The following is a 14,904-nucleotide window of genomic DNA, read 5'->3' on the forward strand; positions in this document are numbered from 1 at the left end:
GAAACTTTAAGAAGTGTAGCACCGACTATTGTAGTAAAGGGGGGATTAAGATGAAGAAGTTTCTTTTCTTTCTATGGATTGTTTTACTGGGAATCGTCTTATTCGGCTGTGGTTTAAGCTCTGGATCAGGGGATTCAAAAATAGATCATGATCCACCGGGAATGGAAGGCTATGTAATTAATGTTGAAGGCGACCGAATTCTAGTCGTTGAGTCTAAAGCTCAGGACTTTAGTTCAACTGGAGGACAAGAGGAGTTTTATAGTGCTATTTGGTTTTCAAAGGCTCCTGAGAATATGAAAATTGGTCAAAAGGTTCAGGTGTGGTTTGATATTGTTGCTGAGTCGTACCCAGGTCAATCTGAAGCGAAAAAGGTCGTTGTTTTACCAAGTGAACGACCTGAAAATGCAGATTTAAATGAAGCAGAAGCGATTCGAAAAGCTATTGAGGCACATGACTCGGAGTATATGGGTGTTACTGCGGTTAAGGAAGTGAGTTACGAGGCTGGTAAAGATGCTTGGGAGGTTGTGTTAAAGCAAGAGGCAGAAGAGTATGAGATTGTTGTGAAGGATGAATAAAAGAAAAACGTTACTTCGTGGGGAGTAACGTTTTTCTTCGTTATGCTTTACTATTTTTACCTGTAAAAGAAGTGATGCTAAAGCAAGCGATAAACGCAACCGTGGTAACAATTAACGCAAAAAATAAGCCAAGAGCAGCCATGAACACGTCATCTCCAGGGAATGCTGGTTTTAAGTTGGCATAGCGATATAAAATAATGAGAGAGAGGAAGCCATAAAAACTACTTCCGACAAGCCCTAATTTATAACGGTCAAATCGAGTTCCTTCCCAATAGCGACTAATCAATATCCATACGAAAAGGCTGAATAGCATTGCAGCTAACATAATGACAAGATGAATAAATGGGATAAACAGTAAGGAAACAAGATATAAGAGAAGTGCCGTTGTTACAAAAAGAAATGCATTTACTAAGAATAGAAAAGTCCCTGTTTTCCATGGACTTTTAAACCAATTCTTTTTGCTTAATCGCTCCATTACTTTTGAATCAAACATTTTAAATCTAGCAATCTTTCTACTAAAGAGAATAATAAATAGGACAAGGATAAGGCTTATGAATAATATTGATGTTAGTGAGAGCATGTAATTGGTCCTTTCTGTTGTTGAACAAACTGATTAATTAGATTATAGTCATAGAGTTTCTATTCAGTAAAGAAGGAAAAACTTTTATCTTACAGGTAGATATTTTATACTTAGCAAGATAGGAACAGTCAAATTTACTAGGGAGGCATACATAATGGAAAAATCTACACCTGAACAATTGGCTCAGAGACAATTAGATGCATACAACGGAAAGAAAATTGATGAGTTTTGTGAAGTCTATACAGAAAATGTTGTTGTAATGGAATTTGGAACAAACAAAATCATGTTAGAAGGAAAAGAAGCCTTTAAAGTACGTTATAACAACTTGTTTGAAGCAAATCCAAACTTAAATGCAAGACTAGTCAATCGAGTGGTCATGGGCAATCATGTTATCGATCACGAACATATTACCGGCAGAGCAGACGGAAACGAATCTGAAGCCGTTGCGATCTACGAAGTAAACGAATACCAAATCGAAAAAGTCTGGTTTATCAAATAAATTTCTTGGGGCCTGACCCCCGCCGCGTTAACGCACTAACGTAGCGGGGGTCAGGCCCCCGGTGCTTTAAAGTGCTAAAAATACTTGTTGTTATTTTGGTCAGGGTTGAGTAAAATAAGGGTTATCATTTCGTGATGCGAAATAATTTACATACTATATTACAAGGACGCTGACTGTTATGAAAGATGAGACGCTTACAACCAAGACATTGTTGCTTTTCTTTATTCCCTTAGGGTTATCTGCAAGCCTGGTAACACTTTCTCACATTATAATAAATAGTACATTAGCACGCGCAGTAGATTCAGAGGTGATCATTGCAACTTATGCGATTGCGATGAGTGTTTTTGGAATCACTGAACGCCTTGCAGTTATTCTAAGACAAACAACTTCGACTTTGGTCAGAGATCGTGAGTCTTTTAGACGAATGACACATTTCTCCTATTATACGATTGGAGCAATCATGTTTGTTTCAGCAATCATCGCTTACACTCAAGTTGGAGATTTTGTTTTTTCTCAAATATTCGGGGTACAAGATCAAGACATGGTTGACCAGATTCAAACAATTTATCAAATATTAATTTATGTAACGATTTTTTCTGGCTTACGGTGCTTGAATCAAGGGATTATCATTTATAATCGTCAGACTAAGTGGCTAACCATTGGGATGATTATTCGTCTTGCTGCCATGTATTTATTGTCGCTGTACTTTATCAAAACTGGAAATATTTCAGGTGTTACAGGTGCTTATATCTTTCTTGTTGGAATGATGATTGAGTGTACAATAAGCATGGTAGAAGCAAGGACGCTTGTACGTAAGATGCCAGAAAATAACCTTGAGCTTGAAAAGATAAATTCAAAGTCTCAAATTTTTAAGTTTTATAGTCCTTTAATGATGTCATCCTTTATTACCGTATTAATTGGCCCGATTATTAATGTGTTTTTAGGAAAAACGACGGATATCACACTAGCGATTGCAAGCTACACCATCGCACTAAGTATTACGCACTTATTTATTAGTTTCTTTTCATATACTCACCAGATTGTTATAAATTTTTATAAAGATCATGAAGACCAAGTTAAAAAGTTCACAATGATGATTAGCTTTTTACCGTTTATATTAATTGCAGGATTTTGTTATTCCGGTGTTGGCGAATATGCAATGGAGCATTTAATGGGTGTGAATGGACGACTATTAGAGGCGAGCTTACAGTCTCTTCAAGTATTCATGATCATGGCTTTAGTCTATCCGTTTATTGATTTTTTCAATGGTCTTCTATTAATTAGAAAACAAACGAAAGTAACAATTATTTCTCAGTCAACAAACTTAATTTTAACTGTTATTTTTCTTATTATAGGCGTCTCATTTGCATCTGAATGGAATGGTGTCATCGGGGCGCTTGCCCAATCACTTGGATTTGTTGCCGAACTAATTATTGTAATGGGTATTATTAAACATACAGACAAAATTAAGAGCCAACAAACAAGGGGCCTGACCCCCGGTGGAGTAACGCATTAACGCAGTGGGGGTCAGGCCCCACAATCAGGCCTCACAAGCAATTGCATACTATGTTTAAGGATTGGAAAGTATAAGAGTGGTGTTATGTTTAACACCCAAACAAAAAACAATGTGGAGGGATATGTATTGGATATTCTTAGACGCTTTTTCCCTAATTTATATTTAGCAATGGCAAGAGTTTCAATATTAATTCGTCGTTTAAATATAAGGCTAGGTTGGATGTTACATCCTGTAAGCGTGTAGGGATATTTGCATAACAGCAATCGCACATTGTCAAAGCAAAAAGGTTAGCACTTTATGGTGCTAGCCTTTTTACATAGAGCACACGGTTTAGCGCTTTAACGTGGTGGGGGTCAGGCCCCGGTAGACATATTTATAAAAAGTGTTTGACTTTGACGTTGCGTTAAGGTGTAGAGTTAATGTGTCAGGAGGTGCTTTAGGTGGAATATACGGTGCAGAAATTGGCGAGTTTAGCGGGAGTGAGTACACGAACGTTACGATATTATGATGAAATTGGGATTCTTAAGCCGGCAAGAATCAATTCATCTGGGTACCGAATATACAGCCAAGCAGAACTAGAGCAATTACAACAGATTCTTTTTTATCGGGAGCTAGACTTAAGTTTAGATCGCATAAAGGAAATTGTTACGTCACCCTCATTCGATGGTTCTAGGGCCCTTAAGGAACATCGTGAAAAGCTTCTTGACAAGAGAAAGCAATTAGATGTACTCATTGCAAATGTTGAAAAGTCCATTGCAATGAAAGAAGGGAGAATAATAATGTCAGATAAAGAAAAATTTGAAGGCTTTAAACAAAAATTGATTGACGACAATGAGAAGAACTACGGAAAAGAAATCCGTGACAAATATAGTGGTGAAACCATAAATAAATCTAATGAAAAAGTAAAAAACATGTCACAGGCTGAGCATGAGGAAGTCAATCGTCTGCAGAAAGAGCTCTCAGAAACTTTGGCTGCTGCATTTAAAACGGGAAATCCAGCGGGTGAGCTTGCTCAGAAGGCAGCGGAAATGCACAAAAATTGGCTAACTTTTTATTGGGCAGAATATAGCAAAGAAGCTCATGCTGGACTAGCGCAAATGTACGTAGATGATGAACGATTTACAGCCTTCTACGATAAAGAACAACCTGGCACTGCTGCATTTTTACGCGATGCTATTCACATCTATACTGGTTTTAAAAACTAAAAAGCTTTACCTGGCACCATAAATAATAGGTGCTAGGTAAAGCTTTTATTCTTGATCTACTTCTTGAAGTAACTTGCTAGCCCATAGGGTAGCTTTGGAGTAAAGTGTAAATAGTTCAAAGTTATCAATGGACGATGATAACGGCTTTGTAGAGTTTGAATTGGGTGGATTCTTCTCAATGCTTATGGTCAGATCAAGAATATCTTTTAAGTGGTTTTTCTCACCTGATAAGGCTGCTTTAATATCGTTAGCAAGAGGTAGTTCGAGTAGAATTTTCTCTAATGGCACTTTTAAAATAGAATCAATCAATGAGAACATCCCTAAAAGGAAATAAGTTGAGCTTGTTCCTTGTTCGCCTAATGCCCTTCCAATAAGCTCACCAAACTTTGCTCTCGTTAAACTCAAGTGAATAATTTCCTGAGCGGTTAAATCATTTTTATCTTTGTTTTCCCCTTTGATAGCTAGTACATAGATCCATTTTTTTATTTCAATTAATCCTAATAGAACGACCGCCTGTTTAATGGAACTCACTTCGTATTTTGGACGGATGGTAGGGGAATTAATTAATTTTAATAGTTTATAAGAAATAGATAAATCCTTTTCTATGACCTTGGTGATATGGTCAATGTCTGGCACAGGCATGTCCAATTCTTCTAAAACGAGTAAATATGAATAGTAATAAGAAGGTATATCGTGTGATTGTAAAATCACCGGCTTGCTGAAAAAATAGCCTTGGAAATAAGTATAGCCATCTTCTACAGCTGTTTCATATTCCTCACGCGTTTCAACTTTCTCAGCTAAAAATTTCAATTTATATGGTTTTAAATACTCCATAAGTTGATTCCTAGCACCCCTGGTGGTAGAACGGAAATCAATTTTTACAATATCTACATAGTGTAGCAATTCTAGAACTTTTTCATCACCATGTAAAAGGAAGAAGTCATCCAAAGCAATAGTATAACCGTTTGATTTAAGTTCTTTACATATCAGAATGATTTCATCCGTTGCTTTCACATTTTCAAGGATTTCAACGACAACTGAGAGAGGTGTGAAGTAGTTCGGTACTTTTAGCTTAAGTAGGTTCTCAGTGAAATTGATAAAGCAGGGTTTCCCGTTTGATAAGTCACCAAAGCCTATGTTTAAAAAACTATTAACAATCACTTCAGTAGTAGCTTGGTCACCATCAACATGCGAATAGGCATTATGTGAGCTATTTCTATAAAGTAATTCATAAGCAATTAGTTCTTCTTTTTCATTAAAAATAGGCTGTTTAGCCACAAAAACTTCCATAGAATCCCGCCTTATAAGTGAAAAGTGGTAAGGCTATTATACTATTGATTTCAAAATAAAGGAATATAATTTGGAGGTTAAAACTATTTGTGTAGTATAAAAGAACTATATATTATGACAAGTGGGGCCTGACCCCCGGCGCGGTAAAGCTTTAAAGCGCCGGGGGTCAGGCCCCAATATTCACATATTTTATAAGAATAATAATCCTAAAGAGATAACAATACCACTTATGAATAGTACGATTGTACAGAAGCCCATAATATCTTTTGCTTTTAGTCCAGCAATTGCAAGTGCTGGTAATGCCCAGAATGGTTGAATTAAATTCGTCCACGCATCACCCCATGCTACAGCCATGGCAGTTTTTGCAATAGAAAGGTCCATGGTTTGTGCTGCTTCTAGCATTATTGGTGCTTGAACAGCCCACTGTCCACCACCTGAAGGGACAAAGAAGTTAACGATACCTGCACTAATAAATGCAAAGAAATAGAAGGTGAAATCATTGGATATTCCAACGAAAGCCTCAGACATGACTGCTGCTAACCCAGAAGCCGTCATCATTCCCATAATACCAGCGTAGAAAGGGAACTGAATAATAATCCCACTTGCACCTTTAACAGCATTCATAACAGACTCTAGGAATCTTCTAGGAGTGCCATGGAACAGAATACCTAGGAATAGGAATAAGAAGTTAACAATGTTTAGGTTTAATGCAAACCCGTTATTTGTAAAGTAATAAACTAAGAAAGCAATTCCTAGTAATCCAGTAACTATTGATACAATTACACTGTTTTCAAGTCGATCTGCAGGAGTAAGTGCTTCTTTTTCAACAGTAGCTGCTTGAAGATTTGCCCCATCTTCTAGTAATGCTTTATCTACTGTAACTGTTTCCTCATTATTAGGCATCATTAAACGATTGAGAATTGGTAAAACGATAAATAGTGCAATAACGATGGCAACGTTAAATGTCGCAAATATAGTTTCGCTAGTCGGGATTAATCCGATTAAATTTTGAGAGAAATGACCTTCCGTTGCTATGGTTAACGGGATTGAACCTGAAAAACCACCATGCCATACAATGAATCCACTGTAAGCGCTTGCTATAAGCAGGCGATAATCTACACCTTCAACCTTTTTAGCTAATTCTTTTGCAAAAAGTGCACCGATAACAAGACCGAAACCCCAGTTAATCCAGCTTGCAATAATAGAAATAATAGTAACAATAATAATAGCTTGACCAGGTGTTTTAGCTGTACTCGCTAAGGCACCTAAACCTTTCTTGAAAACGGGACTACTTGCAAGAACATAGCCTGTCACTAATACGAGCACCATTTGCATCGAAAATGCTAATAAGCTCCAAAAACCGTCTCCCCAGTACTGGACCATGTTAATAACAGTACTATCTGTAAAAATAAGACCTAAAACAAGTACAAGGAAACTCAGGATAACAACGAATAAAAATGGATCTGGTAAGTATCGTTGCATTAACCTGTTAAAAAAGCCAATCGTTGATTTCATTGATATCTCTCCTTTCAAAAATATAGTAACTGTTTCTATTACCTAGTACTATTTTGACAAAATTCAAAATATTCCTCTTTAGATAAAAAATTTGGGGCCTAAATTTGGGGCCTGACCCCCGGCGCAGTAAAGCTTTAACGCGCTGGGGGTCAGGCCCCGTCGGACATATTTTAGTCGAACCAGCCTTTCTTTTTGAACCAGAAGAACATGCCTAAGCCGATGGTTAGCATGAGGGAGAGGGTAGCGAAGTAGCCGTAGCGCCATGTTAGTTCTGGCATGTACTCAAAGTTCATACCGTAAATACCCGCAATGAAAGTTAGTGGCATGAAGATAGTGGTAATGACTGTAAGAACCTTCATAACCCTATTTGTTTGGTGGGAGTTAATGGATAAATAGCTGTCCCTAATATCGTTTGTGACTTCTCGATTCGAATCAATCATTTCGGATAGTTTTAAAAGATGATCATGAATGTCTGAAAAGTATTCTCTTCTTTCTAGTAATTGTCCTAACCTTTCTGAATTCAATAATCTGTATAATAGGTCTCTCATTGGAATCACAGTATGTCTTAAGTGTAGGAATGAATGTCGAATGTCAAAGAGTTGGTCAAGCAATTTGTCCATTGATTCTTTTTTTTCATTATTTTCTAAGTCATTAAGATTGTCTTCCAACCTATATATAATCGGAAAGTAATTATCTACAATTTTGTCTAGGACATTATAGAAAATTAAATATTGGTTCCAATTATCTAAATGCTTTGAGGAAATTAGTTTGTCCCAAACCTCTGTAACTTCCATTGATTCATGATGATGAAAGGAAACAAAATAATTAGCACCAACAAAAAAATTGATTTCTTCTTTTTCTTCATCTGCCGAATGTAGGCTATGTACGACAAAGAAAGTAAAATCCTCATAATAATCTAGTTTAGGTCGCTGAAGTTTATGTATACAGTCTTCAATGGCTAGGGGATGAAAATGAAAAGTCTTTTCTAACTCTAAAATTTCTTTATCTGTAGGTTGGTCAAAATCTACCCAGAACCACCGAATGTTTGGAGAGGACAACTGCCGAAGAGGAAGCTCTTTAATTATCCGATTCTCAGTTGTAACGGCAATCACGTTGATCATGGTTTGCACTCCTCTTTTTTAAAATTTACTAAGTAATCATACTTATCTTCTTTTCTACCCAATTTTTCTTTGAATAGACCTATCATAGTTCCAAAAAATGATTTAAGAATATTTAGACTTATATGTAAATATGATATATTTATTTCGATAGTCAAAATAAGTAGGGGGAATACAATGTCTGCTCAATTTTCAATTGAAAAGGTTAGAAGTCAATTTCCAGCACTTAAGCGAACTTATAAGGGAAAACAAGTTGTTTACTTTGATGGACCTGGTGGTTCACAGGTACTGCAAACTGTAATTGATGCAATAAGTAGTTATATGGCTAGAGGAGGAGGGAATCTGCACGGACAATTTCCATCTAGTGTTGAAACAGAAGAACACCTTTCAAATGCACGTCAAGCTGTTGCTGACCTATTGGGTGCAAGTTCTGATGAGGTTGCATTTGGACAAAACTCTACGAGTCTTGCTTTTTCAATTGCTCGTTCACTTAGTAAGACATGGGGGAGCGAAGATAATATCGTAGTAACGGAAATGGATCACCGCTGTAATGTTGATAGCTGGGTGAGTGCTGCAAATGATAAAGGAGTAGATGTGAGGTTTATCCCTGTAGATGAAGGGAAATTAACTTTAGATCTATCAGACTTAGGTACAATTATTACCTCTAACACAAAGCTAGTAGCCGTTACCTTGGCTTCAAACGCAGTGGGGACAATAACGGATATGAGAAAAATTAAAGAAAGAGCTGAAGAGGTTGGTGCAATCGTTGTGATTGATGCAGTTCATGCAGTTCCTCATATTGCTATTAATCGTGATGAACTTGGAGCCGATATATTGCTTTGTTCAGCATACAAGTTTTTCGGACCACATGTAGGTATAGCGGTAGTAAAAAAGGATTTGTTTGAAAAGCTACAAGTTTACAAATTAAACCCAGCACCTACGTACATACCCGACAAGCTTGAGACAGGTACACAAAACCATGAGGCGTTAGCAGCCATTCCAGCTGTTGTTGAATTTATTGCTAGTTTTGGCAATGGTTCGACAGTACGCGAAAGGATTGTAAGCGGCTTTGATGCGATTGGGGAGCATGAGGATAAGCTGGCAACAAAGCTTAGAGATGGACTAAGTAAGCATCCTACAGTGACCCTATATCAGGCTGATAAAGAAACTCGCAAAACACCAACGATTGCTTTCACAATTAATGGGTTTCATGCAACAGATGTGTGCAAATGGTTGGCAGAGGAACATTCTATCTTCACGGCAGATGGACACTTCTATGCTACGACTCTAGCTGAAAAATTAGGAATAAATCAAATGGGTGGCTGGATACGTGTGGGGTTAGCACCATACAATAGCGAGGAAGAAGTAAACAGATTCCTAGAGGCCATTGACTCCTTAGTCTCTAGCAAACTATCTGTTTAGGGACTTTCTGTATAGGGGCCTGACCCCCGGCGGTTTAAAGCGTTAACGTAGTGGGGGTCTGACCCCCGCTGCTTTAAAGTGGTAACGCGTCGGGACAGGTCTTTTATTTTGTTTTTCGTTTGAGAGCTTCGTAGTTTAGTATTTGGATTTCTCGTTGCCCATTCATGGTGATGATGTTTTCGTTTACGAAGGCAACCAGTTTACGGCTAATGGTTTCTGGGGTAGTGCCAATGAGTGTTGCAAGTACTTTCTTAGAAATTGGAAGAGTGAATGTTCCACCCGTGATGTTCATTTTTTCGCTAAATAGCAGTAGCACACTTGCTAAGCGTTGTTCAACATCCAGCAGGCTCAAGAGGCTTACCCATTCGTCGGCCTGATGTAACCGTTCATTCAAGGCAAGGATATAGCGAAACGAAATATCTGGATTTCGCCTGATTGCCATTAGAAAATCCTGTTTGTGGATGGTGCATAGCTCTGATTGATCCAATGTTATTGCGTTTGCATAATGATTTTCTGTTTTTAATAAAGCAGATTGACCGAAAAAATCTCCCGGGAAAAGCAATCGGACGATTTGTTCTTTTCCATCCTCAGAAATTTTGGTAATCTTCACCAATCCCTGACCCACAATATACAGAGTTTCAGAGGAATCACCTTCTCTAAACACAAATTCCCCTTTGTTAAACTTTCGTATATGGCAAACTTTTTCGAGTACTTCTATTTCTTCAATGCTCATCCCTTGAAAGATCGGAACAAGACGTATGCAGTTTAATTGATGGTGATAGGACATTTCCTATTCCTCCCATGTCCAATAAGGGACACCCGATATTTTCATATTATATATTATTTTGGAAAACTTGATTTGCGTCAATGTTTTAACTATTCATCTTTTATACGATAAAAGTAACCTAAGATTTAAAGGTTACAAATGAGGGTATAGAAATTACAAGGTATCATCCTGTAACTCACATTCAGGATGTAAGTTGAATGTAATAATTATATACCAATCCTTTTAGTTTAGGTCAGTAGTTGACCTTTAGAAAAATTGGAGGCATGAAACGATGAATCGTTTTAACAAGAATAGTAAATGGGATGAGTTTTATGGTCCGAATATGGGCTATTTATATGATGTATATGAACAATATCAAGAAGATCCTGAGTCAGTTGATGAATCCATGAAAAAATTATTTGAGGAACTAGGTGCTCCTCCGTTTCGGGAACCAAGCGAACAGCCTACTGCTACCAACGTAGATGATATTCAAAAAATCATCTCAACAATGAAGCTTTTTCAATCAATACGGGTAAGTGGACATTTGGCAGCGAGCATTTATCCGGTTGAAAATAAATCTGGGGACAGCTACAAATTGCTTGATCCAGCTCATTTTAACTTAACAAAAGAAGACTTAGTTCAAATTCCAGCAGAATATGTGTGGGAGGATAAACCTTACTTTTTAAAAAATTCATGGGAAGCCTATCTACATTTGAAAAATGTTTATACAAAGTCGATTGCTTATGAATTTGGCCATATTCATGCTGAAGAAGAAAAGAAATGGTTAGATCAGTACGTTGAGCAAAATCGATTGTCGACTGCGATTTCCAATTCCGAAAAAATCGCACTGTTAGAGCGATTATTTCAGGTGGATAATTTTGAAAAGTTTTTACACAAAACGTTTGTCGGGCAGAAGCGATTTTCTATTGAAGGAATTGATATGTTAGTACCAATGTTAGATAAATTGATTCAAGCGGGAATTGAGGATGGTACGGAAAATATCATGATTGGTATGGCGCATCGAGGTCGGTTAAATGTATTGGCTCATGTTCTAGAAAAGCCATATGAGCTTATCTTTTCTGAATTCCATCACTCTCCTAATAAAGAGTTAATCCCATCTGAGGGTTCACGTGGGATTAACTATGGATGGTCTGGAGATGTAAAGTACCACTTGGGGGCTAATCGAAAGGTCAAGGGTGAAAAAAATAATACCATTCACGTAAGTCTGGCAAATAATCCGAGTCATTTGGAATTTGTGAATCCAGTCGTTCAAGGTGTGACTCGTGCATCTCAGGATAACAGAAAAACAACTGGATTTCCTGACCATAATAAGGAAGCTTCTTTTAGTGTGTTAATCCACGGAGATGCTGCATTTCCTGGCGAAGGGGTCGTTGCTGAGACTCTTAATTTAAGTAGATTAAAGGGGTATGAAACAGGCGGAACGATTCATATTATTGCCAATAACTTACTTGGGTTTACGACGAATTATACCGACTCGCGTTCCACAAAGTATGCAAGCGATTTAGCAAAAGGATTTGAGATTCCGATTATCCATGTGAATGCAGATGACCCTGAGAGTTGTCTCGCTGTCATGATTTTTGCAAACAGATATCGAAAGAAATTTAAAAAGGATATCTTAATCGATTTAATTGGCTATCGTCGCTATGGACACAATGAAATGGATGACCCTAATGTAACACAACCGAAATTATATGAAATCATCAATAAGCACCCTAGGATCGCTAAAAAATATGCAAGTCAGTTAATTTCTGAAAATGTAATATCTGAGAATGTGGCTAAGGAGAAAGAAGAAGCTCACATGAAGCAGCTACAAAAGATTTTTGATGATTTAAAAGTAAAAGATGAAACCGATTTTAAAAAGTCAGCTGTACCTAAAGCTGTTGCTGAAGGTATACCTAAGGTCGATACGACAGTTTCTGAAAGACTACTAAAATCAATGAATACCAATCTTTTAAAATGGCCAGAAACTTTAAATGTATATCCAAAGTTAGAGAAGATTTTAAAAAAGAGAGAAAATGCGTTTGATGAGGGAAGTAAGGTTGATTGGGCGTTAGCGGAAACACTTTCCTTTGGCTCAATCCTATCGGATGGTGTGCCAATACGATTAACGGGTCAAGACAGTGAACGAGGTACTTTTGCGCATCGTCATCTTGTGTTAAACGACCAGGATACGAATGAAAAGTATATCCCTCTACACCATCTTCCCGAGGCGAATGCATCTTTTGCCATCCACAATAGTCCGTTATCAGAGGTTGCAGTACTCGGTTATGAATATGGGTACAGTGTGCAAGCGCCCGATGCCCTTGTCATGTGGGAGGCTCAATTTGGAGACTTTGTCAATGTGGCTCAAGTTATCATTGACCAGTTCATTTCTTCAGGTAGAGCAAAGTGGGGGCAGAAATCAAGTCTTGTCATGCTTTTACCACACGGGTATGAGGGGCAAGGCCCTGAGCATTCGAGTGCAAGGATGGAGCGATTTTTACAAGCAGCAGCTGAAAACAATTGGACAGTTGCAAACGTAACGAGTGCAGCTCAATATTTTCACATATTACGAAGGCAGGCAATGACTTCCAGAATGGAGGAAGCAAGACCACTAATTATTATGACGCCAAAGAGTCTTCTGCGTCATCCGAAGTCAGGATCAGTTGGTTCAGAGTTTAGTAGTGGCGGGTTCAAGTCACTATTGGAGCAGGAGGGAACTGGTTCTACTCCTGAAAAAGTGAAGCGACTAGTACTGTGCAGCGGAAAAGTTGCGGTAGATCTTGCTACAAAAGTTGATGAAATGTCTTCTGTAGAATTGGAATCTGTGCATATTGCACGAATTGAGCAGCTTTATCCGTTTCCAAGGGTTGAGCTAGAAAAATTGATTAAGAGATTTCCTAATTTAGACGAAGTTGTATGGGTTCAAGAAGAGCCGAAGAATATGGGTTCATGGTTGTTTGTTCAGTCAATTTTATCTGAAGTATTGCCTGAGGATTTAACGATAGATTATATTGGTCGACCGGATCGATCAAGTCCAGCAACGGGCGATCCACAGGTTCATAAACAGGAGCAAGCGTGGATTGTTGAAAAAGCATTAACTGTTCATAAAGGTGGGGAAAATAGATGATTGAAATTAAAGTACCGGAATTAGCTGAATCTCTGACAGAAGGAACGATCGGTGAATGGTTAAAAAAAGAAGGTGACTCCATTGAGAAAGGGGAAGCCATTCTTGAACTTGAGACAGATAAAGTAAATATAGAGGTAACTAGTGAGCATAGCGGGGTTATAAAGGAACTACTTTTCCAAACGGGAGATACGGTGGAAGTAGGTCAAGTGATTGCTAGGTTAGCAGAAGGTGGGTCTGGCGAGGTTACTGAAGAAGCAGATGATGCTGAAAAAGTAGAATCTGTAGAAGAATCACAATCGGAAGAAAAGTCAGCAGCACAAGAGGATACAAAACGAAATCAACCAGTTGCATCACCTGCAGCTAGAAAAAGAGCAAGAGAATTAGGAATTGATTTAAATGAAGTTTCCGGGCGAGATCCTTTAGGGCGCCTAAGAGTTGAGGATGTGGATGCTCATCAGCAGACTGAAGAAAAGGGAAGCGGTATGAAGGAGAAGACGACGTCGGGGAATGGAAAGTCTGCGGAAAAAGGAACGAAATCTCATGTTGATGAAAAAGACGATAACATCGAGAGAATTAAAATGTCTAGAAGACGACAAACCATTGCTAAAAGGTTAGTTGAGGCGCAGCAGAGAGCGGCAATGTTAACGACATTTAATGAAGTTGATATGACAGCAGTCATGGATTTACGTAGCAGACGGAAGGATTCCTTCTATAACAAGCACGGTGTAAAACTTGGGTTCATGTCATTTTTCACAAAAGCAGTTATTGGAGCTCTTAAGGAGTTTCCATTATTGAATGCAGAAATTCAAGGAGATGAGATTCTTCTTAAGAAGTTTTATGATATTGGAATAGCTGTGTCAGCGGAAGAGGGATTAGTTGTTCCAGTTGTTAGAGATGCAGATAAATTAAGTTTTGCGGGGATTGAAAAGGAGATTGGGAATCTTTCGGAAAAAGCAAAAACAAATAAGTTAGGATTACAGGACCTTCAAGGGGGAACCTTTACAATCACAAATGGTGGCATATTTGGATCACTCTTCTCAACACCGATTTTAAATACGCCACAGGTTGGAATACTAGGGATGCACTCAATTCAAAAACGTCCGATTGTTGTGGATGATAACGACACAGTCGAGGTTAGACCAATGATGTATATCGCACTATCCTACGACCACCGCATCGTCGATGGAAAAGACGCAGTCCAGTTCCTCGTTCGAATCAAACAACTACTCGAAGACCCGGAAGACTTACTGTTGGAAGGATAACAAGTGTTATTATGTGTCATTAGGGG

12 protein-coding genes are annotated in these 14,904 nt (G+C 38.1%); 7 read left to right on the forward strand and 5 right to left on the reverse strand.

Annotated elements, in window-relative coordinates:
* The first annotated feature begins 50 nt into the window (after window positions 1–50).
* The gene (locus J2Z26_RS03890; RefSeq protein WP_227413795.1) at window positions 51–575 is read left to right on the forward strand and encodes a YobA family protein; all 525 of its coding nucleotides are present in this window, start codon (window positions 51–53) and stop codon (window positions 573–575) included.
* 40 nt (window positions 576–615) lie between these two features.
* On the opposite strand, the gene J2Z26_RS03895 is transcribed toward J2Z26_RS03890, so the two are convergent.
* Window positions 616–1,155, reverse strand: a complete 540-nt coding sequence (locus tag J2Z26_RS03895; RefSeq protein ID WP_209794296.1) for a hypothetical protein — start codon at window positions 1,153–1,155, stop codon at window positions 616–618.
* A 154-nt stretch (window positions 1,156–1,309) separates the two neighbouring features.
* On the opposite strand from J2Z26_RS03895, the gene J2Z26_RS03900 reads away from it, so the two are divergent.
* The 3 genes from J2Z26_RS03900 to J2Z26_RS03910 all read left to right on the forward strand — a co-directional run bounded on the left by J2Z26_RS03900 (window position 1,310) and on the right by J2Z26_RS03910 (window position 4,375).
* Window positions 1,310–1,654, forward strand: coding sequence for a nuclear transport factor 2 family protein (locus J2Z26_RS03900; protein ID WP_193538510.1), 345 nt, complete (start codon window positions 1,310–1,312; stop codon window positions 1,652–1,654).
* A gap of 178 nt (window positions 1,655–1,832) precedes the next feature.
* Window positions 1,833–3,170 (forward strand): MATE family efflux transporter, encoded by a 1,338-nt coding sequence (locus J2Z26_RS03905; protein ID WP_193538512.1) that lies wholly within the window; start codon window positions 1,833–1,835, stop codon window positions 3,168–3,170.
* Window positions 3,171–3,610: 440 nt separating this feature from the next.
* Window positions 3,611–4,375 (forward strand): MerR family transcriptional regulator, encoded by a 765-nt coding sequence (locus tag J2Z26_RS03910; protein WP_193538514.1) that lies wholly within the window; start codon window positions 3,611–3,613, stop codon window positions 4,373–4,375.
* 45 nt (window positions 4,376–4,420) lie between these two features.
* Here the strand turns inward: J2Z26_RS03910 and J2Z26_RS03915 are convergent, their stop codons facing one another.
* The 3 genes from J2Z26_RS03915 to corA all read right to left on the reverse strand — a co-directional run bounded on the left by J2Z26_RS03915 (window position 4,421) and on the right by corA (window position 8,301).
* Window positions 4,421–5,665: an EAL and HDOD domain-containing protein gene (locus tag J2Z26_RS03915; protein ID WP_193538516.1), complete on the reverse strand. Its 1,245-nt coding sequence runs from the start codon at window positions 5,663–5,665 to the stop codon at window positions 4,421–4,423.
* Between the two features lie 189 nt (window positions 5,666–5,854).
* Entirely contained in the window at window positions 5,855–7,180 is a 1,326-nt protein-coding gene (locus tag J2Z26_RS03920; protein ID WP_209794298.1) for a short-chain fatty acid transporter, read from the reverse strand.
* 170 nt (window positions 7,181–7,350) lie between these two features.
* Complete coding sequence (gene corA / locus J2Z26_RS03925) at window positions 7,351–8,301, reverse strand: magnesium/cobalt transporter CorA (RefSeq protein WP_193535095.1); 951 nt, start codon at window positions 8,299–8,301, stop codon at window positions 7,351–7,353.
* A 174-nt stretch (window positions 8,302–8,475) separates the two neighbouring features.
* On the opposite strand from corA, the gene J2Z26_RS03930 reads away from it, so the two are divergent.
* Window positions 8,476–9,720 carry a cysteine desulfurase-like protein gene (locus tag J2Z26_RS03930; RefSeq protein WP_193535096.1) on the forward strand — a complete coding sequence of 415 codons (1,245 nt, stop codon included), beginning with the start codon at window positions 8,476–8,478 and terminating at the stop codon, window positions 9,718–9,720.
* A 103-nt stretch (window positions 9,721–9,823) separates the two neighbouring features.
* Here J2Z26_RS03930 and J2Z26_RS03935 read toward each other — a convergent pair whose 3' ends face one another.
* Window positions 9,824–10,507, reverse strand: a complete 684-nt coding sequence (locus tag J2Z26_RS03935; protein WP_193535097.1) for a Crp/Fnr family transcriptional regulator — start codon at window positions 10,505–10,507, stop codon at window positions 9,824–9,826.
* 271 nt (window positions 10,508–10,778) lie between these two features.
* Here J2Z26_RS03935 and J2Z26_RS03940 point away from each other — a divergent pair, with 271 nt between their 5' ends.
* Window positions 10,779–13,616: a 2-oxoglutarate dehydrogenase E1 component gene (locus J2Z26_RS03940; RefSeq protein WP_193535098.1), complete on the forward strand. Its 2,838-nt coding sequence runs from the start codon at window positions 10,779–10,781 to the stop codon at window positions 13,614–13,616.
* Window positions 13,613–14,878: a 2-oxoglutarate dehydrogenase complex dihydrolipoyllysine-residue succinyltransferase gene (gene odhB, locus J2Z26_RS03945; protein WP_193535099.1), complete on the forward strand. Its 1,266-nt coding sequence runs from the start codon at window positions 13,613–13,615 to the stop codon at window positions 14,876–14,878. The genes J2Z26_RS03940 and odhB overlap by 4 nt, the downstream gene beginning before the upstream one ends.
* Window positions 14,879–14,904: the final 26 nt, after the last annotated feature.

The sequence above is a fragment of the Cytobacillus luteolus genome (assembly GCF_017873715.1).
Lineage (GTDB): Bacteria > Bacillota > Bacilli > Bacillales > Bacillaceae_L > Bacillus_BV > Bacillus_BV luteola.